Origin of the sequence: Photobacterium sp. DA100 (assembly GCF_029223585.1) — a bacterium.
In the GTDB taxonomy this organism is placed as follows: domain Bacteria; phylum Pseudomonadota; class Gammaproteobacteria; order Enterobacterales; family Vibrionaceae; genus Photobacterium.
Genome location: NZ_CP119424.1, coordinates 59,604 through 84,381 on the forward strand (window position 1 = coordinate 59,604; position 24,778 = coordinate 84,381).

Here is a 24,778-nt window from a genome sequence, read left to right on the forward strand (position 1 = left end):
AAAATTCCCTTTATGATGAGTGTTATACAAAAAGCAAAGCCAATGTTTACTGCTTCTGGCTAGGCAGTGAGGAGCTGGCGAAAATGGTAAGCGTCAAGGGTCGCCAGGCCAAGTTGCTTGGCGGTTTCGGCAAGGTTAGCCACTTGTTGTGCGTTGCTTGAGGCTAATGTACCTAGATGATTAACATGATTATTTTCAAAGCCAACTCGAATATCTCCACCCATAATCATAGACGCTGTCAGGCAAAGGTGTTCATATTTTCCGAACGCGCAGACAGCCCAGCGCTTGCCATGGCTGAACAGACGCTCCTGTAAAAAAGGTGGCAGATCTTTCGGCGAGGCGGTTTGGTGTTTATCGTAGCGACCGAGCACCAGCAGTATGTGGTGGTTGCTTGTTGGCAGCAGCCCTTGATCAAACAGGGTAAAATAACGCTCGAGATCTCGCGGGCTGTAGAGAATGTACTGGGCGATGATCCCCTGTTCAGCAACATGGTGGAAAAAGGCGCTCGCCTTATCTAGCTGTGCTGTATCTGGGCCGTATCCGTCGGCGAGCAACTCGCTAAGAGCCAAAGAAGCCGCTTCCGGCCTGACCTCATTGATCAAGGCCATTTGTTGGGCTGGGGAATATTGCCCGATGGCTTCGGTGGTCAACTGGACAATAATACTCTCACCAACCCGTGCTTTGAGGCCATGGTATAGGTGGAGGTTATCTTCGATCTCCAAGGAGTGTTTGCCGCTTTTATCTCTGGCATGGAGGTGCACCATTGCCGCCCCTGCGTCGCGGCAGGCGATAACCTCGTCAATAATTTCCTGCTGCTCCATTGGTAGGGCAGGGTGATCGGTTTTGGTTTTCCTTGCCCCGTTGGGAGCCACAATAATGGCCGATTGCACGACTGACTGTATTGGCTGCATTTTGTTTCCTTTTTAAGCCTGAGAGTTTCTACAATTCCTAGTTCCTAGCTCCATAGAGCCGAAGCTTGCAACAGGGAGGTATGTAGTTTGCTAACCAGTTCATCCAATTGGTGTTCTTCAATAATGAAAGGCGGTGCCAACAAAATATGGTGGCCGGCTTTACCGTCGATTGTCCCAGCCATGGGGTAGCACATCAGCCCGTTGTTCATGGCGACTGTTTTAATGGCTTTGTGGGCCTGCGAACAGCTGGGAAGGGGGGCTTTCGACTGTTTGTCTGCGACTAACTCAATACCAATAAACAACCCCTTCCCACGGATATCGCCGACATAGGGCAGTGGCCCCAGTGTGTCGTTGAGCTTTGACAAAAGTTGCTTACCACGCAGCTTAACCTTGTCGAGTAGGCTGTCTTCGATAATGGTATCGATAGTTGCCAGGGCCGCTGCACACGCCATCGGGTGACCCATAAAAGTGTGACCATGCTGGAAGAAGCCAGATCCTGAGGCGATCGCCTGGTAGATATCGTCATGGACAATAGCTGCACCGATAGGCTGGTAGCCTGCGCCAAGCCCTTTGGCGACAGTGACAATATCAGGCACGATAACTTCCTGCTCAAAGGCGAAAAAGGTGCCGGTCCGACCGATACCGCACATCACTTCATCAAGGATCAGTAATACATCATAGGTATCGCAAATCTCCCTGATCCGCTTGAAATAGCCTTCAGTAGCAGGCAGGGCCCCAGCGGTTGCACCGACCACGGGCTCGGCAATGAATGCCATTACGTTGTCGGCGCCTAGCTCAAGGATCTTTTGCTCTAGCTCATTCGCTACCCTCATGCTGTAGGCCAGCTCTGATTCTCCCGGCTGCTGATCACGGTAGGCATAGCAAGGGGCGATATGGTGGGCTGCGGAGAGTATCGGCCTGAAAGGTTCGCGCCGCCATTCGTTGCCGCCGACCGAAAGTGCCCCGAGGGTATTGCCGTGATAGCTCTGGCGCCGGGCGATGAACTGGCTTTTCTGCGGCTTTCCCTTCTCGACAAAGTATTGCCGCGCCATTTTCAGCGCCGCTTCTACCGCTTCGGAGCCGCCGCTGACAAAGTAAGTGTGTTTCAAAGCATCGGGTGCGAGTTCTGCCAGTCGTTTGGCGAGTTGCTCACTGCTAATGCTGGTGAAAAAACCGGAATGGGCGTAGGGAATAGCCCCAAGTTGTTGGGCGATTGCGGCTTTTACCCGCTGGTGGTTATGGCCCAAATTAGAGACGGCGGCACCGCCGCAGCCATCGAGGTATAGCTTTCCGTCGCTGTCGGACAGGTATATTCCATGCCCGCTAACTACTGTGGGAAGCGGGGTATGGCAGTGGCGGTGGAAAACATGGCTCATTGTTAGATTCCTTGCATATCAACAGATGTGTTGATTGTTGAGCCAATTCACTTTCGTGGGCAAACGAATAAAAGTGGAGGGGTATGAGAAAAGGGAATAGGCCGGTAAGCGTTGAGTGACTCGCTACCGGCCTTTTTTGCTTACGCTAACTCGAGCGCTTTATCCTGAGCGATGAAAGACAAATCAAGGCTCTTGGCGACACTTTCGTTGGTCACCTTGCCGTGGATGACATTCAGGCCATTCTTGAGGTGCTGATCGGCCTGCAAGGCCCGCTTGTAGCCAAGGTTGGCCAGGCGCAGAATATAGGGCAGGGTCGCATTGTTGAGGGCAAAGGCCGAGGTACGGGCGAGGGCGCCTGGCATATTACCGACACAGTAGTGCACCACATCATCAACAATGTAGGTGGGTGCATCATGGGTGGTGACCCTTGAGGTGGCAAAACAGCCCCCCTGATCAATTGCCACGTCAACCAAGGCCGAGCCGGGGTGCATTGCCTTTACCATGGCTTCACTGACCAGCTTCGGTGCCGCGGCTCCCGGTATAAGTACCCCGCCAATGACCAAATCAGCGCCGACGACGGCATCTTCGAGGTTTTGCTGGTTCGAGTAGACCGTTTTCACGCTCGCGCCAAACTGGACGTTGAGCTTGCGCAGGGTATCGATGTTGTTATCCAGAATTGTGGTTTCTGCACCGAGGCCAACCGCCATTTGAGCAGCATTGGAGCCAACCACGCCGCCGCCAATAATGGTCACTTTGGCCGGAGCGACCCCGGCGACCCCGCCCAGCAGCAGGCCGATCCCACCATGGGATTTTTCTAAACAGGCCGCGCCGGCTTGTATCGACATGCGCCCTGCTACCTCAGACATCGGTGCCAGCAAAGGCAGGCTATTGTTAGGCCCGGTCACCGTTTCATAGGCAATACACACCGCCTCGCTTGCCAGCAGATCCAGGCGGCTTATTCAATGGGCGCAAGTAAATTTCAGGTGCTTTACCATGTGATCATCAAAAGTGCGATGCCGGAAATTCTGACCGGTTTGCGTATCGGGATCGGTTTCGGTTGGACAACCCTTGTAGCGAGTGAGATGGTCGCAGCCCAAGCCGGGATCGGGTATATGGTGCTCAACGCCGCAGAGTTTCTGGTAACGGATGTCGTGATTGCCGGGATCATTATCATCGGCTTGATAGCTTACTCTTTTGATCTTTTTATGCGCTGGTTAGAGAAGAAACTGGTTCCATGGAAGGGGTATTAATCTGTTAGCCCACTTGAGAGCGCCAGCCTTGTACTTGTAGGTGCTCCCAAGGTAGTAAAAACGACATCAAAGCATCCCGAAACAGTCATTCTATGCTGCGATGATAAAGAGGCTAAGAACCAGTGCCTGGCTATAGGCACATACTTCTCCCGCTTTTTGCACCAAACGAGGCTGTTTTGGCTGGCTCTGAGTACTTCACTATTTTGCGTTATCTTGAGACAGTTGTTTTCCGCTCAAATCATTATGATGGTTTGAGCGGATTTTTTATTTGTTGAAGTTATAGCTTGAGGTGAAAAAGGTGGTCATTTTAGCGACTGGCCACCTTCTGTTTAGAGAGTGAATTTAGTTCTGATGCGCAGGTAGCGACTTGTTCTCGTAGGCATCGGCAAAACCATGGTTCCTGTCTCGGTGGCCCGCTTCGTCTTCGCGGATACGCAGGATGACATCCCTTAACTTGGCATTGGCCGCGAGCTGGTAGTATTCAATCGCAATGTCTGGTGCGTTGATGTTCTCAACTTCACCGGCATCGATTTTTTCGAGATATTCGGTGTAGCTTTTGCAGGCTTCTTCCTCGAAATACCCCACCACACGATGGGCGATCCGTGATGATAGTAAGTAGATGAAACTGTACACCACAATAAAGACACCTTGTCCGAGCAAGACTAGCATCCGCTCTATCCAGCTTGGCTTAGCGATATCCAGGAAGATCATTAGGTGCATCCGCTCGTTCTGCGCTTCATCAAGCAGCTGTTTGATCCAACCTTCGTCATCTCTCATTCGGCGCAGAGACTTAAGGTGGTTGAACATACCTGCAACCATACCCGGTACGGCAGCAATGGTTTCTAAAATGACGGCTCTTTTGGCGTACTTAGAGCCATAAAACAGGTTAAGGGAAAATTTAAGGAACTGCGTGATTTGATAGGCAACTCGCTCCGAGAGCTTGGTTGCGCTTCGGTGGGTTATTTTGAAACCTGACATAGTTAATCCCCTACTTATAATAATGTTTTAACGCGGCAGCATTAAAATTCCCGAATAATATATAAAACCGCTTTGTAACCAACTGTATTGTTCAACTAGGGACTGTTGTGCCGGGTAACTGATTGTTTTGATTGTAAATAACCATTTGTTTTTAATGGATTATATTTGCTCTTAACCATTTGCTATTGTTGAAGAAGTTACTTTTGCCAAATGTAACGGAAGTGGCGTGAGATAATTAACGGGTTAGGATGATAAATCCCTGTTATTTATAATGACTTATCGATAAGTAACATCTTACGAGCATTGCGTGAGCTTGGATAATGATGAACAGGTAAATCATTGCTTTCTGGCTAGGCAAAGTGGTATGTTACTGTAACATTTCAAACCTAGCTGTAACTTATCCTATTGTTATGACACAAGAACAACGAAAAGCGCGCCCAACCCTGCAAGATATTGCTGACCGTGTCGGCATCACTAAAATGACCGTGAGCCGCTATATGCGCAATCCTGAATCTGTGTCGGCCAAGACAAGGGATAAGATTGCCGAGGTGGTAGAAGAGCTGGGGTATATCCAAAACCGCGCGCCAGCCATGTTGTCGAAGTCTTCCAGCAAGGCGATAGGGGTGTTGCTGCCTTCTTTGTCGAACCAGGTGTTTGCCAGCTTTGCACAGGGCATTGAAGCGGTGACCAATGCCAACGGCTATGAGATCCTGATTGCCCACTTCAGTTACGATGAAGAAATTGAAGAGCGCAAAATTGCCTCTTTGCTTTCCTACCAGGTTGATGGCCTTATCCTGACCGGTACCTCCCATACCGAGCGGACATTGCAGATGATTAAAACTGCCGGGGTTCCAGTGGTGGAAGCAATGGAGCTGCCGAGTAACCCTGTCGATATGGTGGTGGGGTTGGATCATATCCACGCATCCTATACGGCGGTGAAAACCATGCTCGATAAGGGCAAGCGCCACATAGCCTACTTTGGTGCCCGCTTGGATACCCGTACCAAACTGCGTATGGAAGGCTATGACAAGGCGATGGAACAAGCCGGTTTGCCGAAATACCACATCCTGACCCATGAACATTCCAGCTTCACTCTTGGTGGAGAGCTGTTAAGCCGTGCCTTGGCAGAGTGTCCGGAGTTAGACGGCGTGTTCTGTACCAATGATGATATCGCCATTGGCACAATCCTGGCCTGTAATGAGCGGGGTATCGAAGTACCCCAGCGGATCAGTGTTGTTGGTTACAACGCCTTGGATATCGGCCAGGCTATCACGCCGCGTCTGACCAGTATTTACACCCCACGTTACCAAATTGGTGAGAAAAGTGCAGAGCTGCTGCTCCAAGCCCTTGACGGTAAGCGCAGCGAACGAAATGTTTTCGATATGGGCTTTACCATCAGCCGGGGCGAAAGCTTGTAGCGAACCGCTTTTAAAAAATAGAAATGGGAGCAAGCCGCTCCCATTTTTGCCTTAGAACAAGAAGCTCGCCCCCTCATCGGCACTGCCGACATTTTCCCGCATCACTTTGAAGATATCCCGTCCCCAGGTAATTTGGCTGGCTTCGGTGTCGAGTTGAACCGGTTGGCGTTGGTCAAAATCAACCGCGGCTTCCAACAGGCCGGTGTTACAGTCAAGCTTCACGATATCGCCATTTTTGATCATGCCGATGGCACCGCCGCGCAGCGCTTCCGGTGATACATGGATAGCCGCCGGGATCTTGCCTGATGCACCCGACAAGCGGCCGTCGGTAACCAAAGCGACCTGATGGCCTGCTTTTTGGATATTGCTAAGGATGGGCATCAGTTTGTGTAGCTCTGGCATACCATTGGCAGCAGGACCATTGTGGCTGACGACGATGACGCAGTCCCCGGTGAACTCACCGGCCTGATAAGCCGCTTCTACGTCATGCTGGCAACGGAAAACTTTGGCTGGCGCTTCAATGAACTGGTGTTCCTGCTTGACCGCAGAGACCTTGATAACGGCTTGGCCCAGATTGCCTTTGAGCACTTTGGTTCCACCAGTTTGGTTGAATACTTGGCCGTTGGCGGCGATGACTTCAGGGTTGTGGCTCTCGCCAACAGGTTGCCATATTAGCTTGTTATCCTCGATAGCTGGCTGGGTCAGCTGGTCGGCAAACTCACCAAATACCGTTTTTACGTCTGAGTTAAGTAGGCCGCGCTCATGCAGGGCTTTCATCAGTGCCGGAACACCGCCGGCTTGCTCGAAGGCGTTGATATCTGCCGGGCCATTCGGGTACATCTTGGCCAGCAGCGGCACGATATCAGACAGCTCACTGATATCATCCCAGGTAAGGAGCAGCCCGCCAGCGCGGGCGATTGCCAGCATATGGATAGTGTGGTTAGTACTGCCACCCGAGGCCAGCAAGGCCACTACGCCATTGACCAAGTTTTCGGCAGTGAATACGTCAATAAGAGGGCGGTAGCTAGGGGAATCCGCAGTCATGGATGCCAGTGCTAGGCTGGCGTGCTCGGTCAAGGCTGAGCGCAAGTCAGTGTTGGGCGCCACGAAAGCCGAGCCCGGTAGCATCAAGCCCATGGCTTCGAAGACCAGCTGGTTGGTGTTGGCTGTGCCGTAGAACGTACAGGTGCCACCGGAATGGTAGGCTTGGCACTCCATCTCTAGCAGGGCGTCTTTGCCCACTTCGCCGGCGACATACTGCTGGCGCACGGCAACTTTCTTGTCGTTGGTAATGCCTGTAGGCATTGGGCCTGCCGGAATGAAGGCGGTAGGCAGATGGGCGTAGCTAAGTGCCCCCATCAACTGTCCCGGGGCAATTTTATCGCAAATGCCCAGCAGCAATGTGGCATCGAATACATTGTGGCTCAGCGAGAAGGCGGTGGACTGGGCAATTAAATCTCGGGAGAACAGCGACATATCCATACCCGGTTGGCCTTGGGTTACCCCATCGCACATCGCGGGTACACAGCCGGCGATTTGGGCCGTATGGCCGAGCGACTGCAGGGCTAACTTGATTTGATCCGGGTAGTTTTTGTAAAGCTGGTGGGCACTTAGCATGTCATTGTAAGACGAGACAATGGCAAGGTTGGCACGGGTGAAATCGAGGATCTGCTGCTTTTCCTGCTGGCAGGACGCTGCTACCGCGTGGGCAAGGTTGCCACAGGACAGGCTGGCTCGGCCTTTTCCCTGCTCAGCCTGATACGCTGTTTTATCTTCAAAGTTCGCACGGATTACTTGGCTGCGGGCTTTGATACGCTCGGTGATCCGGGTAATGGTTGGGTGGATCATGCGGTGATCTCCTGGGCCGTAGCTGGTGTGCCTTGTTCATTCATAGCGTGCTCTGTCAGAGCAGCAACAGCGTCATCCAATATGGCTTCAATACTCTGGTCAATGTTCACGGTGATGACGTCGGTTTCATCAATAGGTGTTTCAAGGACCGCAAATTGGCTGGCGATCATGTTTTCTTTCATGAAATGCCCTTGCCGTAGCCGGATACGTGCTTTAATCACCTCTTGAGAGCCTGACAGATACAAGAAAGCTAAGTTGCGATTTCCCTTACGAATTTGTTCCCGGTAACATTTCTTCAAGGCTGAGCAGACAATCACGCCCGTTTCGTTCTTGCTTTCAATGCTGAATGCGGCATCGCGGATCCGCTCTAGCCAAGGCTCACGGTCTTGGTCGTTCAGTGGCTCCCCTTGGGCCATTTTCAGGATGTTGGCTTTTGGGTGCAGGTCATCCCCATCGATAAACTTGCCGCCAATACGCTGGGCAAGTTCATAACCGATAGTACTTTTCCCTGATGCAGATACCCCCATCACTATGATGCTTTTCCCCACCATGTAAGCTCCTTGAATCTTTTTCTGATCTGGATCTCATTTTTCAGATGATCTTCAAAATCGGGTTTATTTTACCAATGTTATTGGTAACATGTTACCCGTAACTTGAATGGTTGTGAACCACTGAATCAACAAATCATCAAAACACCATGTTCTGCACAGTCATAATTTTGTTCCAGTGTTAGAGAACGCCTGTGCCATGGAAAGGGGAGAGAAATGGAACAAACAATTGAAAGCAAGTTAAGTGCGATGAAGGTCGTGCCAGTCATTGCTATCAAAGATGCCGACCAGGCAAAACCACTGGCCAAGGTCTTGGTCGAGAACGGTTTGCCGTGCGCCGAAATTACGTTTCGCACCGAAGCGGCAGCTGAGTCGATTCGCCTGATGCGCGAAGCATACCCAGACATGCTAATCGGCGCGGGCACGGTGTTGACAAACGAGCAGGTTGATCAGGCGGTTGAAGCGGGCGCGGATTTTATCGTTAGCCCGGGTTTGAATCCGACTACGGTGGCGTACTGCCAACAGAAGAATGTCGCGGTTATTCCGGGTGTCAACAACCCGAGTCTGGTGGAACAGGCGATGTCGCTTGGCTTGAAAACACTGAAGTTCTTCCCGGCGGAGCCTTCAGGTGGCATTGGCATGCTAAAAGCGCTATCGGCGGTTTATCCGGTTGAGTTTATGCCGACGGGCGGTATTAGCCCTGCCAATGTGGCCGACTACCTGGCACTGGAGAAAGTGATTGCTTGTGGCGGCACTTGGATGGTTCCGAACAACCTAATCGAGCAAGGGGATTGGCAAGCCATTGGTCAACTGGTGAGTGAAATCAACCAGTAAGCAAAATAACAAATTGATGGTCACCAGAATTTACATTTTACCGGGTGACATTTAACGCATTTTATTGGGGAATAGGCCGCACATTGAGCAAGCCAACTATTCTCCGTACACGCAGGAGTTGAGAAGATGTCGAAAGATTACAGCGCGGTAGCCCGCTCGGTCGTCGAAAAATTGGGGGGCGCCAATAACGTTGTTGCCCTTACCCACTGTATGACCCGCCTACGTTTTGTGTTGAAAGATGAGGCAAAAATTGATGCCGCAGCGCTGAAAGGCGTGAAGGGGGTTATGGGCGTCGTGCACAATGGCGACAAGTGTCAAGTGATCATTGGCAACAACGTGGCCTACGCCTACCAGGAAGTGATGAAACTGTGCAGCCTTGATGGTGCAGCTGCAGATACACCGGCACCGAAAGTCAAACTGACGCCGAAAGTCATCGGCGCGAAAATGCTCGATGCGCTAGTTGGCACCATGTCGCCATTGATCCCGGCGATTATCGGTGGTTCGATGGTAAAACTGGCTGCCATGCTGCTGCTGATGTTCAATATCTACGAAGCCGATCACTCAACGATCATTTTGCTTAACACCATCGGTGACGGCGCCTTTTTCTTCCTTCCTATTATGGTAGCGGCTTCTGCATCGATTAAATTCAAAACCAACATGTCGCTGGCAATCGGTATCGCCGGTGTGTTGGTACACCCGAACTTTATCGACCTGATGGCACAGGCCGCTGACGGTCGTGCGGTTGACTTGTTCGGGATTCCGGTGACTTCTGTCCGTTACACCTATACCGTTATTCCGGTTCTGATCATGACATGGATACTGTCATATATAGAGCGCTGGGTGGATAGTATTACGCCTGCCGTGACCAAGAATTTCTTGAAGCCGATGCTTATCGTGTTGATCGCCGCACCGATCGGTATTCTTCTGGTTGGCCCGATGGGGATCTGGATCGGTACAGCAATCTCTGCTGCAGTATATGCAATTCACGGTACTCTCGGCTGGCTGGCTGTCGCTATCATGGGGGCGCTATGGCCGCTATTGGTACTCACCGGTATGCACCGGGTATTTACCCCAACGATTATCCAGACCATCGCGGAAACGGGCACGGAGGGCATGGTAATGCCGTCTGAAATCGGTGCAAACATCGGTATGGGTGGTGCGTGTTTGGCTGTTGCGTGGAAAACCAAAAATATTGCACTTAAGCAGACGTCTATGGCGGCGGGGGCATCGGCACTGATGGCGGGTATCTCTGAGCCTGCACTATACGGTGTGCTGGTTCGTCTCAAGCGTCCACTAATTGCTGCGCTGATCACGGGCTTCATAGTTGGTGGTCTGGCGGGCATGGCCGGTATTGCCAGCCATTCAATGGCAGCTCCGAGCTTGTTCACCAGTGTTCAGTTCATTGATGTCAACGATCCGATGAGCCTGGTATGGGTACTGGGTCTGATGGCATTGTCAGTCGTCCTGTCATTTGTACTGACGCTTATCCTAGGGTTTGAAGATATCCCTAACGATGAGGATGAAGCCAGCCCGACAGCGGCAAAAGAGTCGGCGAAAGAAAACGCTGAAGAAATCGAAACACCGGTGCCAGCAAAACCTGCTACGGCCTAGTGCTCCCTGAAGAGTAAAACGGGCCACCTCAGAATGAGGTGGCTTTGCGGCAATTAGCGGTAACGTGCGGTAATTAGCGACACAATTAAGAGGCAAACCATGTCTGATATTACATTCCCGCAAGGGTTTCTATGGGGCGGCGCAATTGCGGCCAACCAATCTGAAGGTGCTTACCGCGAAGGCGGCAAAGGGCTAACCACTGTAGATATGATCCCTTACGGTGAAAACCGGATGCCGGTTAAGCTGGGCCAAGTTGATAAGGTTGAATTAGACGCGGACGAATTCTATCCAAGCCATCAGGCCATTGATTTCTACCACCGTTACAAAGAAGACATCGCGATGTTGGCCGAAATGGGTTTCAAGGTGTTCCGTATGTCGATTGCCTGGGCACGTATTTTTCCAAATGGTGATGAAGAAACCCCGAACCAGGCCGGTATTGATTTCTACCGTTCTGTTTTCGAGGAGTGCAAGAAATACGGCATTGAGCCACTGGTGACCCTTTGCCACTTCGATGTCCCGATGCACCTTGTCAACGAGTACGGCTCTTGGCGCAATCGCAAGATGATTACTTTCTTTGAGCGCTATGCCCGCACGTGTTTCGAAGCGTTTGATGGCTTGGTGAAATACTGGCTGACGTTCAACGAAATCAATATCTTGCTAGCAAGCCCGTTCTCTGGTGCCGGTATTGCTTTCCAGGAAGGCGAGAACCACGACCAGGTTAAATACCAAGCGGCGCACCACGAGTTGGTAGCCAGTGCGCTGGTGACCAAGATCGCCCATGAAATCAACCCGGAAAACCAGGTTGGTTGTATGCTGGCTGGTGGCCAGTTCTACCCGTATTCGTGCAAGCCGGAAGATGTTTTCACGGCGATGCAGAAAGATCGTGAAAACCTGTTCTTTATTGATGTCCAGTCACGCGGCTACTATCCGTCTTACGCCCAGAAAGTGTTTGATGAAAAAGGCGTGAAACTGGAAATCCACGAAGAAGACTTCGACATCTTGAAAAATACCGTCGACTTCATTTCATTTAGCTACTACGCATCCCGCTGTGCATCTGCCGATATGAACGAGGGTAACACCAGTGCGGCAAACGTGGTGAAGTCGATTAAAAACCCGCACCTAGATGCCAGTGACTGGGGCTGGGTGATTGACCCGCTTGGTCTGCGTATCACCATGAACACGCTGTATGACCGCTATCAAAAGCCGTTGTTCTTGGTTGAAAATGGCCTGGGTGCCATCGATACCGTTGATGAGAATGGTGTGATCAACGACGATTACCGCATCGATTACCTGCGCGCTCACGTTGAAGCAATGAAGGATGCGATTGCCGATGGTGTGCCGTTGATGGGCTATACGCCATGGGGCTGTATTGATCTGGTGGCGGCGTCTACGGGTGAAATGAGCAAGCGTTATGGCTTTATCTATGTCGATCGCGATAACGAGGGCAACGGTAGCTTGGATCGCACCCCCAAGAAATCCTTCTACTGGTATAAGAAAGTCATTGCGAGCAATGGCGAAGATCTAGCTTAAGTGTGTTCTGTTGTCTGAGGGGAAACCTCTGACAGTTTGCCGGTAAGGCCCACTCTGCTCTTACCGGCTTTTTTGTATATTATTTCACATCATCAAAGGTTGCACTTTCGAGCAACGCAGCGATGGTGTCTTCGAAGCTCATGCCGGCTTCTTTGGCCGCCATCGGGAAAACACTGCGGGTGGTCATTCCCGGTACTGTATTCATCTCGATCAGGCAGATATCGCCGTTGTCATCCAAAAACGTATCAACCCGGCCCCAGCCCCGGCACCCCAGAGTCTTGTAGGCTTCAAGTGCTGCGCTCTGCATGGCTTCTTCTTGCTCGGCAGTCAGGTCTGACGGACAGTGGTAGGTTGCACTTTGATCACCGAACTTGGCGTTCCAGTCGAAGAAGGTATCTGATTTGATTTGTACAACAGGCAATGGCTTGCCATCAAGGATGGCACAGGTGTATTCACGCCCGGTGATGAATTGTTCGACGAGGATGTCATCGTCATATTCAAAGGCATCAACCAGTGCATTGAACAGCTCTTCTGGAGAGGAGGCTTTAGATACCCCGATACTGCAGCCTTGATTGAGGGGTTTGACTACAACCGGGTAGGAAAGATCCGCCAGTGTTGTTTTGATGGTATCGGTTGGCGTGTGCTTGTTGACTTTGATCCAGTCTGCTGTCGGCAGGCCATTGGCACGCCACACTTCTTTGGTCTTAAGTTTGTTGAGGGAGATGGAAGAGGCCAGGAGGCCACTGCCGGTATAGGGGATTTTGAGTAAATCCAGAAGGGCTTGGATATGTCCGCTTTCCCCCATACCGCCGTGAAGGGCAATGAAAACCTTGTCGAGGTTGAAGAAGCCCTGCAAGGTGATGTCTATGTGGCGAGGATCAATCTTGATAGCCTCATGGCCCAATGACTCAACGGCATCGGCAATGCAATTGCCAGACTTTAATGAGACTTCGCGTTCGCTAGACTCACCCCCATATAATATTCCGATTCTCATGGTATTGTTCCGATTAAGCTCTGCAGTGGAAAGTCGTAAAAGAAAAAGCAAGCAATTATTTGCGTGTAAGTGCTTGTATACCCAGAAAGTTTTAGTCACTGGGAATAGTAATATTAAATCGCGTGTATAGTGCGCGGTGGCTTATTGTAATGATTTGCTCTTGTGGTTGAATTTTTATGCCCAATAAATTTGACATTGTGCATAATTTTTTCTTCACCGGCAGAGCCGGATGGCTTTTTTTTGACCAGGGAAGAAGGGCGTCGGTGCGGTTGGGGGCTGTGATGTGTATTGCTCTTATTTGGCAAGCAAGCTGAGTCGCTAAGCAATAACATCTAAAAAAAGAGCAAGGCCATGGCCTTGCTCTGAGGAGGGACGATCGGTGCGCTTTAGCTCGTTACAGGCTCGGCAGCCATAACTGGCTTGCTCTTGCGAACGGCAAAGGCGCAGAATGCCAAGAACCACAGGCCGCTGACAGCCACACCGGCCCATGCCGAGTGGGTGTAGCCAATGGCGAGGTAACCCAGTAGAGCACCGAAAGCAACCGAACAGGCGTACGGTAGCTGGGTCATAACGTGATCCATATGGTGGCAGCCGGCACCGGTTGCCGACAGAATACTGGTGCTGGAAATTGGTGAGCTGTGATCACCAAATACCGCACCAGCCAGAACCGCTGATAGCATCGGCAGCAGCAGCGCAATGTCACTGGCCGCGGCAATATCACCGGCTAGCGGGAGCATGATGCCGAAGGTGCCCCAACTCGTGCCGGTCGCAAAGGCCATGGCACAAGATAGCAGGAAGACAACTGCAGGCAGTAGCTCAACCGGCAGGTTGCCGTTAGACATTGAAGCTAGGTAGATGCCGGTTTGCATATCGCGTACAACCGCACCAATCGTCCAGGCGAAGAACAGGATGATAATCGCAGGCATCATGGCTGAAATACCCTGCGGGGCCGCCTTCATCCAGGTACCCGCATCCAGTTTCAGACGCAGGGCAAGAGCGATAGACACCACCAAGCTGCAGATCGCACCGTACACCAGCGATGAGCCGACATCGGTGTTCTCAAATGAGCCGAGCACACTGAAGGCTTCACCGTTGGCTGCCAGTACATCGGCACCCGACTGCACCATGAAAAATACCGTTGCCATGGTCAGGGTCAGGATCGGCAATACCATGTCGATCATACCGCCTTGGGCAGATTCCGGCGCCTCGACGTCCAAGCCAGCAGGCTTGCCTTTCGACTCATCCCATAGCTTGCCTTCTAGCGCCCACTTCTCATGTTTGCGCATTGGGCCGATATCGAGCTGGAATGCAATCACACACAGCACCATCACAAGCGTGAATACCGCGTATAGGTTCATCGGCATCATCTCGACAAAGGCAGAGATAGGGCTTTGGTCGGTCACGCCATGCGCCACCATGATGCCGCCAACCAGGGCGATGATGTAGGCTCCCCATGATGAGATAGGCATCAGTACACAAACCGGAGCTGCAGTGGAGTCGAGCAGGTAGGCCAATTTCGCGCGTGAAATATTGAAGCGGTCGGTAACCGGGCGGCAGATTGCGCCGACTGACAGGCTGTGGAAGAAATCGTCGATAAAGAAGATGAATACCATCAGGCCGGTGAGTGATTTGGCACTGCGGCGGTCTTTACAGCGTACCGCTGCCCAGTCGGCGAAGGCCTGCGTTGCCCCCGAGACACTCATCAGGCTGATCAGCGCGCCGAGCAGCAGCATGAAGATGATCATGTTGACGTTGTCGCTGTTCATCGCTCCGTCAGCCCACACAATCGCCAGCACTTTGCCGACTAGGTATTGCAGAGACTCAAGCGGTGAGTATTGGTTTAGCATCAAGGCACCGGCAAAGATACCTGCTCCGAGGGAGAGTAAAACCCGCCTGGTGGTGACCGCAAGAATAACAGCCAGCATGGCAGGGACTACGGACATTAGCGAGTCCGAAAAATCGACAAGGTTCATGATCTCATCACACCTACAACTTAAAGGTGGAGATCTACCGAAAGGAAGTGTAACTAAGACGCAGAAAGGTATGACTTGTTACCCCTTCAGGTAGCGCTCCATAGGTAAATACTATGGCAGTTCTGTGCCTATTCGACACAGACCCAGCGACTGAGTTGATGGCTGCAGTCACTTCGGCGCTGACTCCTTTCTCCGGCTTCACAGGTATCACCCTCTGCTCGGTTACTCTTAGGCAGCGCGCCTCTACTGATTTAGGGTTTATCACCGTCAATCCTACTGGATTATGGCAATAAGTCTAACATTATATACGGCTGAATAATTATGTCAGCTAATAATAAGCTTTTTTCATCTTTATCATCAGAACCTTGGTTTGAAGCGTTGGCCCTTTTTCTCTGATTATCCCTATAACCATTGCTGGTTTTATTTTTTTAAGGAGCTAACGTGTTTTCTCGCAAACACTTTGAATTGATTGACAAACCTACGTTCTTCGGGGCGCTGGGGATGTTGATCTCGGTTGTGGTGCCTTTGCTGCTGTTTCCGGCGCAAGGGGCAGAATGGATTGCTATCGCCAAAACGTTTATGACCGATAAGCTCGGTTTCCTCTATCTGGCGCTTGGTGTCGGTGCATTTTTCTTTATGATCTATATCGTTTTTTCCGATATCGGCCAAATCAAGCTGGGGGATCCCGATGAACAGCCTGAGTTCACGACGGCCTCGTGGGCAGCGATGCTGTTTTGTGGCGGGATCGGGGCCAGTATTCTGTATTGGGGTACGATTGAGTGGGCTTATTACTACCAGGCACCGCCGTTCCAGCTTGAGCCGGGGAGCGAGGAAGCGGTGCGCTGGGCGGCCACCTATGGCTTGTTTCACTGGGGGCCGATTGCCTGGTCTATTTATTTAGTGCCAGCCTTGCCGATTGCCTATTTCTTCTACGTCCGCAAGCAGCCTGTGCTGAAGGTATCGGCAGCCTTGATGCCGGTGATCGGTGAGGCCCGCAGTTACGGCTGGCTGGGTAAAGTTATCGATGTGCTGTTTATCTTTGGCTTGCTGGGTGGTGGTGCCACGACACTGGGTCTGGCTGCCCCGTTGATCACCGAAGGTGCCAATTACCTATTCGGTGTGCCTAAAGATACCGTCACTCAGGTGATTGTGCTGATGATCTGTACCGCGATTTTCGCCTACTCGGCTTACGCGGGGATGGAGAAGGGCATCAAGCTGCTCAGCAATATCAACTTCTGGGGAGCCCTGGGCCTGCTGGCTTTCATTCTGGTGGCCGGTCCGACGATTTTCATGCTGGAAACCGGCTTGGATTCATTAGGCCGTATGTTGTCGAACTTCTTTGTCATGGCAACATGGGCTGAACCGTTCGGCGGCTATGGCTCGTTTGAAAATACCCACTTCCCGCAGGATTGGACGATTTTCTACTGGGCGTGGTGGCTGGTATTTGCCCCGAGCATGGGCTTGTTCGTGGCGAGGATTTCCCGTGGCCGTACCATTAAGCAAATGGTCACCGGTTCGATCTTCTTCGGTTCGATGGGCTGCTTCCTGTTCTTCATGATCTTGGGTAACTACGGTTTGTCGCTGCAGCTATCCGGTGCGCTTGATGTGGTCAGTATTTTGAACACGGAAGGGGCGACCAAGGCGATTTTCTCAATCCTTGAGCAACTGCCGTTCAGTACTTTGGTCATCGCGGCGTTTACCCTGCTGTGTTTGATTTTCACGGCCACGACGTTTGACTCGATCTCCTATATCTTGGCTTCAGTGGTGCAGAATAACGTGACCGAAGATCCGATGCGTTGGAACCGCCTGTTCTGGGCGTTTGCCTTGTCATTCATGCCGTCTGTACTGTTGTTCATGGGCGGTCTATCGACGCTGCAAACGGCGGCGATTGTCGGTGGTTTACCGCTGTTGGTGATTGCTGTAATGCTGATGATGTCGGCTGTGAAAGCGGCAACACTCGATTTGACCCATCAGGAAGGCTATGAAGATCCGGTGATCAATATCGAGGAGCTACCTGATGTTGACCCATGGTCGAAGGAAGGTATGGCTCTGACCAAGTTCGAGGAGCTCAAAGAGATCGCTATGGCAGCGGCAGATGCTGAGCGTGAAGCGCTCTATAAAGTATGGAAGCTGAAGAAGAAAATCCGCGCCGAAGCAGTGGCTAACGGTGAGTCTGGCATGGACTTCAGTGATGCGCCGCAAGAGCGGTTGGATCATCTCCAGCAGTTGATGGACGATGCCATGACAGCCAAAGAGAACAAACTGGCTGCTTCGGAAGAAGCGCAGGAAGCCCGCAAGGTGTTCAACGAGCTGATGCGTACTCGTTTGGAAGCAATGGTCGAGCAGGAAGTGTAAGTAAGTACTGACCTGTAATTTTAAAAATGCCGAGTCGTTTGACTCGGCATTATTGCTCCTAATGTTTTTGCTAGAGCAGGCGTTAGATCTGATCGACCACAGCCCACACGGCAGCCAGTACATCCTGGCCGAAAGCAACGCTTCTCTCCGGCGACCAGCCATAGAACTCATCGGGGTGGCTGATGTGATCCTTAAAAGGCATCTCGATAGTGTAAGACAGGCATTTGAATTGCTCGGCTACCCAGTTGGAGCCAATGGTCAGGTTGGCTTTGCCCGGTTCGTCTTTATCGTAGCCATGGGCAACCTGGAACTCTGGGGTGATAGTGAGCAGGGCTGCTTTGAAGGCGTTTTCCAAAGCGGCATGTCGCTCATTGTAAGACGGGATCCCCTCGCTGCCTGCGACGAAGTTATACGGGATCGCCTCGTCACCGTGGATATCGAGGAACATGTCGACACCAGTAGCGAGCATGCGCTCGCGAACCAGGAAGACTTCCGGGCTCTTCTCCATTGATGGGGTTTGCCATTCACGGTTGAGGTTGACGCCGATTGCGTTAGTACGCAAGTGACCACGGATACTGCCGTCTGGGTTCATGTTCGGTACGATATGGAACACCGCTTTGTCGAGCAGAGCTTTGGCGACAGTATCGGTGTCATCGAGCAGTCGTTGCAGCAGGCCTTCGATGAACCACTCGGCCATGGTTTCGCCAGGGTGCTGGCGGCCAATGATCCAGATGTTTTTCTTTCCGTCTGACGGCTCGCCGACGGTCAGCAAGCTCATATCGTTGCCGTCAAGGGTAGCTCCCAGGGTTTCCAGTTTGCAGCTGAACTGGCTTTGCGCTTGGTGCAGTAAATCTTGGTGGCGGTCGTAGCTGTATGGGGCGAAGTAGGCAAAATACATCGAGCCGTATTCTGGGATCACCTTGAAGCTCAGGGTATCGCCATCAAACTCTGCCGGAATACGGAACCACTCTTCTCGATCGTACGAGGCGACAACATCATAGTCCTGCCAGCCTTCCGGGTAGGCGGATTTGGCCAAGTTTAAGATTGAGAACTGGTGTTGCTGCTGGGGCTCGCTTTCTAGGCGGAAATGGAACCACTGCGCGATGTCTGACTGGTTATCGGCAGGGATAGTCAGCTGGATGTTGTCTGGTGAGTCGGCACTGACGATATGGATGTTACCACTTTCGAAATTGCTGAAAATTTTCATTGTTATCAATCTTATGTTTGTTGAGGTGAAAGGAGGTTAGCAATAACTATAGCCTTTCTGAAGCAAATAACTGTTACAGAGCGTTGATAACCCTGCCTGCAAACTCAGTAAGGACTTCGGCCTGTTAGGCTGCTGGGGTAACATGGGTACAAAAATGATAAACAGGAAGATAGAGTGGCTTTTCATTATGTAGCGCGTGGTTTGATTAGAGATGGCGGTCATATCCTTTTGGTCAGGGCGATTGGCGATACGATGACGTTTTTACCCGGCGGTCATATAGAATTTGGCGAATCCGCTCCGGTAGCGTTGGCGCGTGAACTGCGCGAGGAAGCGTCGATAGCAGCCAAGGTTGGGGCTTTTGTTGGTGCGGCGGAAAATGAGTGGTTCCTCGGGGGGCAACTGCAGGCAGAGATCAACCTGATCTTTGATGTTGAAACAGACTTATCACACCATGAGACTGTAGTCTCTAATGAAGCCCATCTTGAGTTTTTCTGGGTGCCTTGCGAAGAAATTGAATATTGGAACTTATTTCCTGAGTCTCTCCGACAGTTAGTGAAACAAAATAGTCTTCCTAAATACGCTTTTTGGGGGACAGGAATTTCACTAAAATCAGAGTGATCCTATCTTTTTTCGGCTTTTTCTTTGGCTTTTTATGTTAATTTGGCTTGTTTTGTGCAATGTGTGACCAAACGAACGGTTTAGGGGTTTACACAAACCACTAAGCTTTATATTATACGCCGCACTTACGGAGAGATGGCTGAGTGGTTGAAAGCACCGGTCTTGAAAACCGGCATACGTTAATAGCGTATCTAGGGTTCAAATCCCTATCTCTCCGCCACATTCTAAAAGTTTGACCAAGGTTGAGCTTTACAAAGAATTGGAGCGGTAGTTCAGTTGGTTAGAATACCGGCCTGTCACGCCGGGGGTCGCGGGTTCGAGTCCCGTCCGCTCCGCCACTACACTGAAGCCCTTGTCGAAAGACGAGGGCTTTTTTGTATGCGTTTGATATGGGCGTCAGTTCTGCGAACTGATGAGTCCCGCTGGAGCGCCAGCCCGGCCGTTCCGCCACTACACTGAAGCCCTTAACTAGGCGTCCCCGACGAAAGACGAGGGCTTTTTTGTGTGTGTTTGATATCGGTGTCAGCCCCGCAGAAACCTGCAGGGCCCTATCTTTTCAGCGGTGCTCTATGCTGTTATTTCGAGAAACCGCTTCAGTAACGCCTCGCCCTGCTGTTGGGTGAGGTAGCCTGGTACTGGGTAAGTGCCATGGGCTTCGGCTAGAGCCCGCTTGGTGATTAGCGGGATCTCTTCTTCCTTCAGCTCTGGAAAAGAGGTTGGAATTCCGAGTTCGGCGTTGAGGTGGCTTATCGCGTCGATAAACTCTTGTGCCGTACTTAGCCCGACAGCCTCAGCCAGCAGTGCCAAGCGATGCTCACAGTAAGGCTTCAAGAGGGTCAATACATTCGGTAGCAATACGGCATTGGCGAGACCGTGGGGAATGTTATACATGCCGCCTAGCTGATGGGCGAAAGCATGAACATAGCCAACGTAGGCACGGGTAAAGGCGCAACCAGCTTTATAGGAGGCGATGGCCATTTGTTCCCTGGCTTCGAGGTTAGTTCCATCGTGGAATGCGACAGGCAGGTGGATGAAAATTTGCTCTGTGGCTTCGGTGGCGTATCTATCGGTGAGGGGAGTGTGGTATGTGCCGATGAATGCCTCGATGGCATGGGTCAACGCATCCATCCCGGTTGCGGCAGTAATTGGCTTGGGCAAGCCAACCATGAGTTTGGGATCAATCAGTGCCACATCCGGCAGGATGGCCGGATCGACAATCGTAAACTTCTCACGTGCGCCGGGATCAGAAACGACGGCTGCGACGGTGGCTTCTGAGCCGGTCCCAGCTGTTGTGGGAATCGCCATAAATGGGGGAAGTTTTTTCCTGATCTTTAACTTGCCTGCAAGCCTGCGGACGGGCTTATTCCTTACCACCTTAGCGCCTATCGCTTTAGCACAATCTATTGGTGAGCCGCCACCGATGGCAACAATGGCGTTGCAGCTATGCTCGCGGAACAGGTCTGCTCCTACTGCCACATTGGCAATTGTTGGGTTGGGTTTCACTTCATCATAGATAACATACTCAATGCGTTGGGCCTGCAGGGAATCGCATAGCGAGGTTGTCAGCCCCAGTGAGTGGATCATCGCATCGGTAACAATAAGTACTTTTTGGGCCCCTTTCTCGGCCATCAAAGCACCGGCACTGGCAACACTGTCAGTACCCATTTCAAGCTGAGGGAATGGAATCGTAATGAGTTTGTTGAGCTGTTTATTGATTCCAACCACTGTTTTGTAGAGCAACATAGTAAACATCCTTTTAAACGCGTGTTTGAATTATAACCAAAGTGGGTTAGGCGTGTATGGGATGTGCTTCATAGTTAAGTAAAAATATGATGCTATATGCTTATTAGCTATTGGCTAATAACTCCGCCAGAGAGGAAGCCTGTGCCGTGAGCTTATTGTCTTGGTATAGGTAACTGGTTGTGGTTTGAGTGCCATCGGTAAATCGCTTGGTAATTTGGTAGGGGGTTCCTTTGGCTAGATACCAAAGAAAGTGCTCGGTTGCTTCATCGAAGGTTTTATCTGCTACGGCTGTGGGAGTGTGAAAGTCAAATTGGGTCAAGGCGATGGTATGGTTACTGTCGATACGATGCTTTTCAACATGTTTAAAGCCAAACTCATGGGCTACCGGGGCAACACCTCCGGGTAGCATGTGGGCAGGAATGACTATTCGTGCTTGGCAAAGGGCCATTATATCTCCTTATGATTTATTATGATCTTGGCACATGCCGACCAGAATAGACAGTGCCCGAGCACGCAAATTCCTGATGGACTGCCACACTGTAAGTAAGTTCGCGAAAGGAGATAAGCAATGAAGCGAAGGGACTTTTTGGCATTGTGGTCGATGTTGTTTGTAGCTCCGGGTTGGGCTAGGCAGCCTTTTCTTGTTACCCCGTCGCAGGCCGAGGGGCCGTTTTATCCGGTAAAGCCGATCCCACCGAGAGCGAATTTGATTTTGCACCAGCAAGGCCTTACTGGAGAACCTATTGAGTTATCAGGGCGGGTGATGGATGAGTGGGGGCAACCACTTTCTGGTATCAGAGTCGAGATTTGGCAATGTGATGGCGAAGGTGTCTATGATCATCCTCAGCAGCCCAATCATCAGGCGTTTGATAGTCATTTTGCGGGCTGCGGTGCTGTTGTTACCCAGAACGATGGTATGTATCGTTTTCGAACGATTCGTCCTGTGCCTTACACCCGTCGCCCTCCGCACATCCATGTCAAACTATGGCGTGGGGCTGTTGAACTGCTTACCACTCAGCTTTACCTTGAGGGCCAAACCGGTAATGAGTGGTGGGGGGGCCGGGAGCGCCAATACTTGCAGTTTAAGTTGGTAGAGCGGCAAGATGTGGAAGTCGGTGAGTTTAATTTTGTTGTGATTGCTTAAAAATACCCAAAAAAGCGCGAATATTGGTGTAATTTAAAGCGGTCGAGCTTTTAAGGTATTTACTTCATTCTCAGAGCTTTATATTATACGCCGCACTTACGGAGAGATGGCTGAGTGGTTGAAAGCACCGGTCTTGAAAACCGGCATACGTTAATAGCGTATCTAGGGTTCAAATCCCTATCTCTCCGCCACATTTTAATAGTCAGTAGCAATACTGGTTATTTGACCTTCTGGGTAAGCAGGGTTCAAATCCTCCATACCCAGAGCGTCTCCACCACATTCTAGAAGTTGGGCTTTAAGCCGAGTTTCACACAGAATTGGAGCGGTAGTTCAGTTGGTTAGAATACCGGCCTGTCACGCCGGGGGTCGCGGGTTCGAGTCCCGTCCGCTCCGCCACTACACTGAAGCCCTTGTCGAAAGACGAGGGCTTTTTTGTATCTAACGCTCCCGAAAGTGCTGCGCACTTTTGTCTGCGGAACTAGGCGTCCCCACCGGGGTGCCGGACCATCAAGTCCGTCCGCTCCGCCACTACACTGAAGCCCTTGTCGAAAGACGAGGGCTTTTTTGTGACTCAAGATTATGGTTGGTTATCTGAGTCAGTGCTCACCAGCCTTGCACCTGGCTCATAGATGCCCTTGGTGTCTTCTGGGTTGTAAAGCTCACAGGTGCCAAGTGACAGGCAGCCACAGTTGATACAGCTACTAAGCTTCGATTGCAGGCTTTTTAGTGCCTGAATTCGCTCCTCGAGCGTTTTATTCCAGTCTCGCGCGAGCCTTTCCCATTCTTCCTGCTTAGGCGCTCTATGCTTGGGCAGATCTGATAGGGCCTCAGAGATCTCTTGCAGTGAAAGCCCGATATTCTGCGCGGCTTTGATCACCGCGATCCGGCGCAAGATTTGCCGATCATATAGCCTGCGGTTTGCGTGATCCCGAGAACTCACAATCAAGCCTTTCTCTTCGTAGAAATGCAGGGTAGAAACATTAATACCAGAGCGTTTTGCTACCTGGCCGACGGTCATGCTCATGTTAATTTCTCCGCCTCATGCTGTTGCAGAGACACTAGCTAAGTTGAATTAGGGGCTGTCCCATTATTTTTTATTTAGCCACAAAAAAAGCTTTACCTCAACCTAACTTGAGGTTTTATCATCCTTTCCATACCAATAAGCGACAGTAGTTAAGTGGTTAAATTTTAAGGGGTAATAATGAAAGTTTTGGCAATTGGCGCAACAAACAGTACCACATCCATCAATAAACAACTCGCGACGTACGCTGCAGGCTTGGCCGAAGGTGCAGACGTTGAAGTGTTGGATTTGAATGATTTTGATATGCCTATTTACAGTGAGCAAAGAGAAAAATCATCGGGTATTCATGAACATGCCAAGCGCTTTTTCAGCAAGATTGGCGAAGCAGACGCTGTGGTGATTTCATTCGCTGAATACAATGGGTCATATACTGCGGCGTATAAGAATATTTTTGACTGGGCATCACGGATTAATATGAAAGTGTACCAGGGCAAACCCGTTATTATGCTTTCTACCTCACCAGGCCCGGGCGGTGCAAAATCGGTTTTGTCGGCGGCTTTGGAATCAGCGCCGTATTTTGACGCAGAAGTAAAAGGCTCATTATCTGTGCCAAGCTTCTATGACAATTTTGATGTTGAAAAAGGTGAGCTATCGAACATTGAGCTAGCTGAAGAACTTAAATCGGTCATGCGCAAAATTTAACTACCGATATACCCAAGTAATTTCATGATGCTTGGGTATATTTGAAATGCCTTAACTTTTCCGCTAGCCCTGCCAGTAATGGCGGGGCTTGATGATATTAAGTCTTAGGCTGCCTTGCTTGTTGTCAGCATAAAGATACTGCGGCCGAGCAAGCGGGGAAGATCGTTTTCTTTTACCTCGGCTCCGAGCTTCTCTTCTATAAGGTCCTCAAGATCCCGCCATGCCTGCTTTGCGTACTCAATAGCCACATGGTGCGAGGCATTATTGAGCAGTAACTGCATGACTGCATTAAATGTCGGGCGAGCCAGGGCTGACTCAAATGATGAACTGAAGGCGTCTCTGCTCGACAAATCGAGTTCATTCAGTACGGCATTGAAAATCCTGCCATCAAGCGCCGATAGAAAGTGCTCTTTTTTACCAAAGTGATTGAGAATACCGCCACGCGAAATACCTGTCATGGTTTGTAAGCGGGTGTAGGTCATTTTTTCATAACCGACCTGAGGGTCTAGCAGGCACTGAATGACTGCATCCAAAATTCGCTGGCGGGTTTTCAATGCTTCTTCTGGGGTTACTTTTGCCATCAATGGGGTCCTACGTCGAAGTTAAACACCCAAAGGTGCTTGCAAGAAATGATGCGCTATTAATTTACGGTTTATTGTACTGTAAAGTTCGAGTGGGTATCAATGTCAAAATCTTAGAGAGTGCTTACCGCTGCTT

At 50.9% G+C, this 24,778-nt stretch carries 20 protein-coding genes, 4 tRNA genes, 2 pseudogenes and 1 riboswitch; of the genes and pseudogenes, 13 read left to right on the forward strand and 13 right to left on the reverse strand.

Annotated elements, in window-relative coordinates; genetic code table 11:
• Window positions 1-59: 59 nt before the first annotated feature.
• The 3 genes and pseudogenes from PTW35_RS17970 to PTW35_RS17980 form a co-directional block, all read right to left on the reverse strand.
• Window positions 60-911 (reverse strand): 3-keto-5-aminohexanoate cleavage protein, encoded by an 852-nt coding sequence (locus PTW35_RS17970; RefSeq protein ID WP_281028350.1) that lies wholly within the window; start codon window positions 909-911, stop codon window positions 60-62.
• A 44-nt stretch (window positions 912-955) separates the two neighbouring features.
• Window positions 956-2,287, reverse strand: coding sequence for an aspartate aminotransferase family protein (locus PTW35_RS17975; protein ID WP_281028351.1), 1,332 nt, complete (start codon window positions 2,285-2,287; stop codon window positions 956-958).
• A gap of 140 nt (window positions 2,288-2,427) precedes the next feature.
• Window positions 2,428-3,234 (reverse strand): annotated as a pseudogene (locus PTW35_RS17980) (alanine dehydrogenase); the annotation flags it as partial.
• Here PTW35_RS17980 and PTW35_RS17985 point away from each other — a divergent pair.
• A pseudogene (locus tag PTW35_RS17985) lies at window positions 3,220-3,537 on the forward strand (ABC transporter permease subunit); the annotation flags it as partial. The pseudogenes PTW35_RS17980 and PTW35_RS17985 overlap by 15 nt on opposite strands.
• A 342-nt stretch (window positions 3,538-3,879) precedes the next feature.
• Here the strand turns inward: PTW35_RS17985 and PTW35_RS17990 are convergent.
• Window positions 3,880-4,515: an alternative oxidase gene (locus PTW35_RS17990; RefSeq protein WP_281028352.1), complete on the reverse strand. Its 636-nt coding sequence runs from the start codon at window positions 4,513-4,515 to the stop codon at window positions 3,880-3,882.
• Window positions 4,516-4,925: 410 nt separating this feature from the next.
• Between PTW35_RS17990 and PTW35_RS17995 the strand changes: the two genes are divergently transcribed.
• On the forward strand, window positions 4,926-5,933 hold the full coding sequence (locus PTW35_RS17995) for a substrate-binding domain-containing protein (protein ID WP_281028353.1): 1,008 nt from the start codon (window positions 4,926-4,928) through the stop codon (window positions 5,931-5,933).
• 51 nt (window positions 5,934-5,984) lie between these two features.
• Here PTW35_RS17995 and edd read toward each other — a convergent pair whose 3' ends face one another.
• Both edd and PTW35_RS18005 read right to left on the reverse strand, forming a co-directional pair.
• The gene (gene edd, locus PTW35_RS18000; RefSeq protein WP_281028354.1) at window positions 5,985-7,781 is read right to left on the reverse strand and encodes a phosphogluconate dehydratase; all 1,797 of its coding nucleotides are present in this window, start codon (window positions 7,779-7,781) and stop codon (window positions 5,985-5,987) included.
• Window positions 7,778-8,332, reverse strand: a complete 555-nt coding sequence (locus tag PTW35_RS18005; RefSeq protein ID WP_281028355.1) for a gluconokinase — start codon at window positions 8,330-8,332, stop codon at window positions 7,778-7,780. Before PTW35_RS18005 ends, edd begins: the two co-directional genes overlap by 4 nt.
• Before the next feature lie 213 nt (window positions 8,333-8,545).
• On the opposite strand from PTW35_RS18005, the gene PTW35_RS18010 reads away from it, so the two are divergent.
• The 3 genes from PTW35_RS18010 to PTW35_RS18020 all read left to right on the forward strand — a co-directional run bounded on the left by PTW35_RS18010 (window position 8,546) and on the right by PTW35_RS18020 (window position 12,304).
• Entirely contained in the window at window positions 8,546-9,163 is a 618-nt protein-coding gene (locus PTW35_RS18010; protein ID WP_281028356.1) for a bifunctional 4-hydroxy-2-oxoglutarate aldolase/2-dehydro-3-deoxy-phosphogluconate aldolase, read from the forward strand.
• 126 nt (window positions 9,164-9,289) lie between these two features.
• On the forward strand, window positions 9,290-10,774 hold the full coding sequence (ascF, locus tag PTW35_RS18015; RefSeq protein WP_281028357.1) for a PTS cellobiose/arbutin/salicin transporter subunit IIBC: 1,485 nt from the start codon (window positions 9,290-9,292) through the stop codon (window positions 10,772-10,774).
• Window positions 10,775-10,873: 99 nt separating this feature from the next.
• Complete coding sequence (locus PTW35_RS18020; RefSeq protein WP_281028358.1) at window positions 10,874-12,304, forward strand: 6-phospho-beta-glucosidase; 1,431 nt, start codon at window positions 10,874-10,876, stop codon at window positions 12,302-12,304.
• 79 nt (window positions 12,305-12,383) lie between these two features.
• Here PTW35_RS18020 and PTW35_RS18025 read toward each other — a convergent pair whose 3' ends face one another.
• Window positions 12,384-13,298 carry a D-alanine--D-alanine ligase gene (locus tag PTW35_RS18025; RefSeq protein WP_281028359.1) on the reverse strand — a complete coding sequence of 305 codons (915 nt, stop codon included), beginning with the start codon at window positions 13,296-13,298 and terminating at the stop codon, window positions 12,384-12,386.
• Between the two features lie 386 nt (window positions 13,299-13,684).
• Window positions 13,685-15,271, reverse strand: a complete 1,587-nt coding sequence (locus tag PTW35_RS18030) for a Na+/H+ antiporter NhaC family protein (protein ID WP_281028360.1) — start codon at window positions 15,269-15,271, stop codon at window positions 13,685-13,687.
• 83 nt (window positions 15,272-15,354) lie between these two features.
• A riboswitch (Lysine riboswitch) is annotated at window positions 15,355-15,525 on the reverse strand.
• A 187-nt stretch (window positions 15,526-15,712) separates the two neighbouring features.
• On the opposite strand from PTW35_RS18030, the gene PTW35_RS18035 reads away from it, so the two are divergent.
• Window positions 15,713-17,626 (forward strand): BCCT family transporter, encoded by a 1,914-nt coding sequence (locus tag PTW35_RS18035; protein ID WP_281028361.1) that lies wholly within the window; start codon window positions 15,713-15,715, stop codon window positions 17,624-17,626.
• An 82-nt stretch (window positions 17,627-17,708) separates the two neighbouring features.
• Here the strand turns inward: PTW35_RS18035 and PTW35_RS18040 are convergent, their stop codons facing one another.
• Complete coding sequence (locus PTW35_RS18040) at window positions 17,709-18,833, reverse strand: M14-type cytosolic carboxypeptidase (RefSeq protein ID WP_281028362.1); 1,125 nt, start codon at window positions 18,831-18,833, stop codon at window positions 17,709-17,711.
• A 174-nt stretch (window positions 18,834-19,007) separates the two neighbouring features.
• Between PTW35_RS18040 and PTW35_RS18045 the strand changes: the two genes are divergently transcribed.
• The 3 genes from PTW35_RS18045 (at window position 19,008) to PTW35_RS18055 (ending at window position 19,789) form a co-directional block, all read left to right on the forward strand.
• Window positions 19,008-19,451: an NUDIX domain-containing protein gene (locus tag PTW35_RS18045; protein WP_281028363.1), complete on the forward strand. Its 444-nt coding sequence runs from the start codon at window positions 19,008-19,010 to the stop codon at window positions 19,449-19,451.
• Between the two features lie 129 nt (window positions 19,452-19,580).
• Window positions 19,581-19,671, forward strand: a tRNA-Ser gene (locus PTW35_RS18050).
• 41 nt (window positions 19,672-19,712) lie between these two features.
• Window positions 19,713-19,789: transfer RNA gene (locus PTW35_RS18055), tRNA-Asp, on the forward strand.
• Between the two features lie 229 nt (window positions 19,790-20,018).
• Here PTW35_RS18055 and PTW35_RS18060 read toward each other — a convergent pair.
• Together PTW35_RS18060 and PTW35_RS18065 are read right to left on the reverse strand one after the other, a co-directional pair.
• On the reverse strand, window positions 20,019-21,194 hold the full coding sequence (locus PTW35_RS18060) for an iron-containing alcohol dehydrogenase (RefSeq protein ID WP_281028364.1): 1,176 nt from the start codon (window positions 21,192-21,194) through the stop codon (window positions 20,019-20,021).
• 103 nt (window positions 21,195-21,297) lie between these two features.
• Window positions 21,298-21,642: a hypothetical protein gene (locus PTW35_RS18065; protein ID WP_281028365.1), complete on the reverse strand. Its 345-nt coding sequence runs from the start codon at window positions 21,640-21,642 to the stop codon at window positions 21,298-21,300.
• Between the two features lie 120 nt (window positions 21,643-21,762).
• Here PTW35_RS18065 and PTW35_RS18070 point away from each other — a divergent pair, with 120 nt between their 5' ends.
• The 3 genes from PTW35_RS18070 (at window position 21,763) to PTW35_RS18080 (ending at window position 22,734) form a co-directional block, all read left to right on the forward strand.
• A complete protein-coding gene (locus PTW35_RS18070; RefSeq protein ID WP_281028366.1) occupies window positions 21,763-22,338 on the forward strand; it encodes a protocatechuate 3,4-dioxygenase in 576 nt (191 codons plus the stop codon).
• Between the two features lie 100 nt (window positions 22,339-22,438).
• Window positions 22,439-22,529, forward strand: a tRNA-Ser gene (locus PTW35_RS18075).
• A gap of 128 nt (window positions 22,530-22,657) precedes the next feature.
• A tRNA-Asp gene (locus tag PTW35_RS18080) sits at window positions 22,658-22,734 on the forward strand.
• A 181-nt stretch (window positions 22,735-22,915) separates the two neighbouring features.
• Here PTW35_RS18080 and soxR read toward each other — a convergent pair.
• Window positions 22,916-23,362: a redox-sensitive transcriptional activator SoxR gene (gene soxR / locus PTW35_RS18085; RefSeq protein ID WP_281028367.1), complete on the reverse strand. Its 447-nt coding sequence runs from the start codon at window positions 23,360-23,362 to the stop codon at window positions 22,916-22,918.
• Between the two features lie 177 nt (window positions 23,363-23,539).
• On the opposite strand from soxR, the gene PTW35_RS18090 reads away from it, so the two are divergent.
• Complete coding sequence (locus PTW35_RS18090) at window positions 23,540-24,061, forward strand: NAD(P)H-dependent oxidoreductase (protein WP_281028368.1); 522 nt, start codon at window positions 23,540-23,542, stop codon at window positions 24,059-24,061.
• 104 nt (window positions 24,062-24,165) lie between these two features.
• Here the strand turns inward: PTW35_RS18090 and PTW35_RS18095 are convergent, their stop codons facing one another.
• Entirely contained in the window at window positions 24,166-24,642 is a 477-nt protein-coding gene (locus PTW35_RS18095; protein ID WP_281028369.1) for a TetR/AcrR family transcriptional regulator, read from the reverse strand.
• Window positions 24,643-24,778 lie beyond the last annotated feature (136 nt).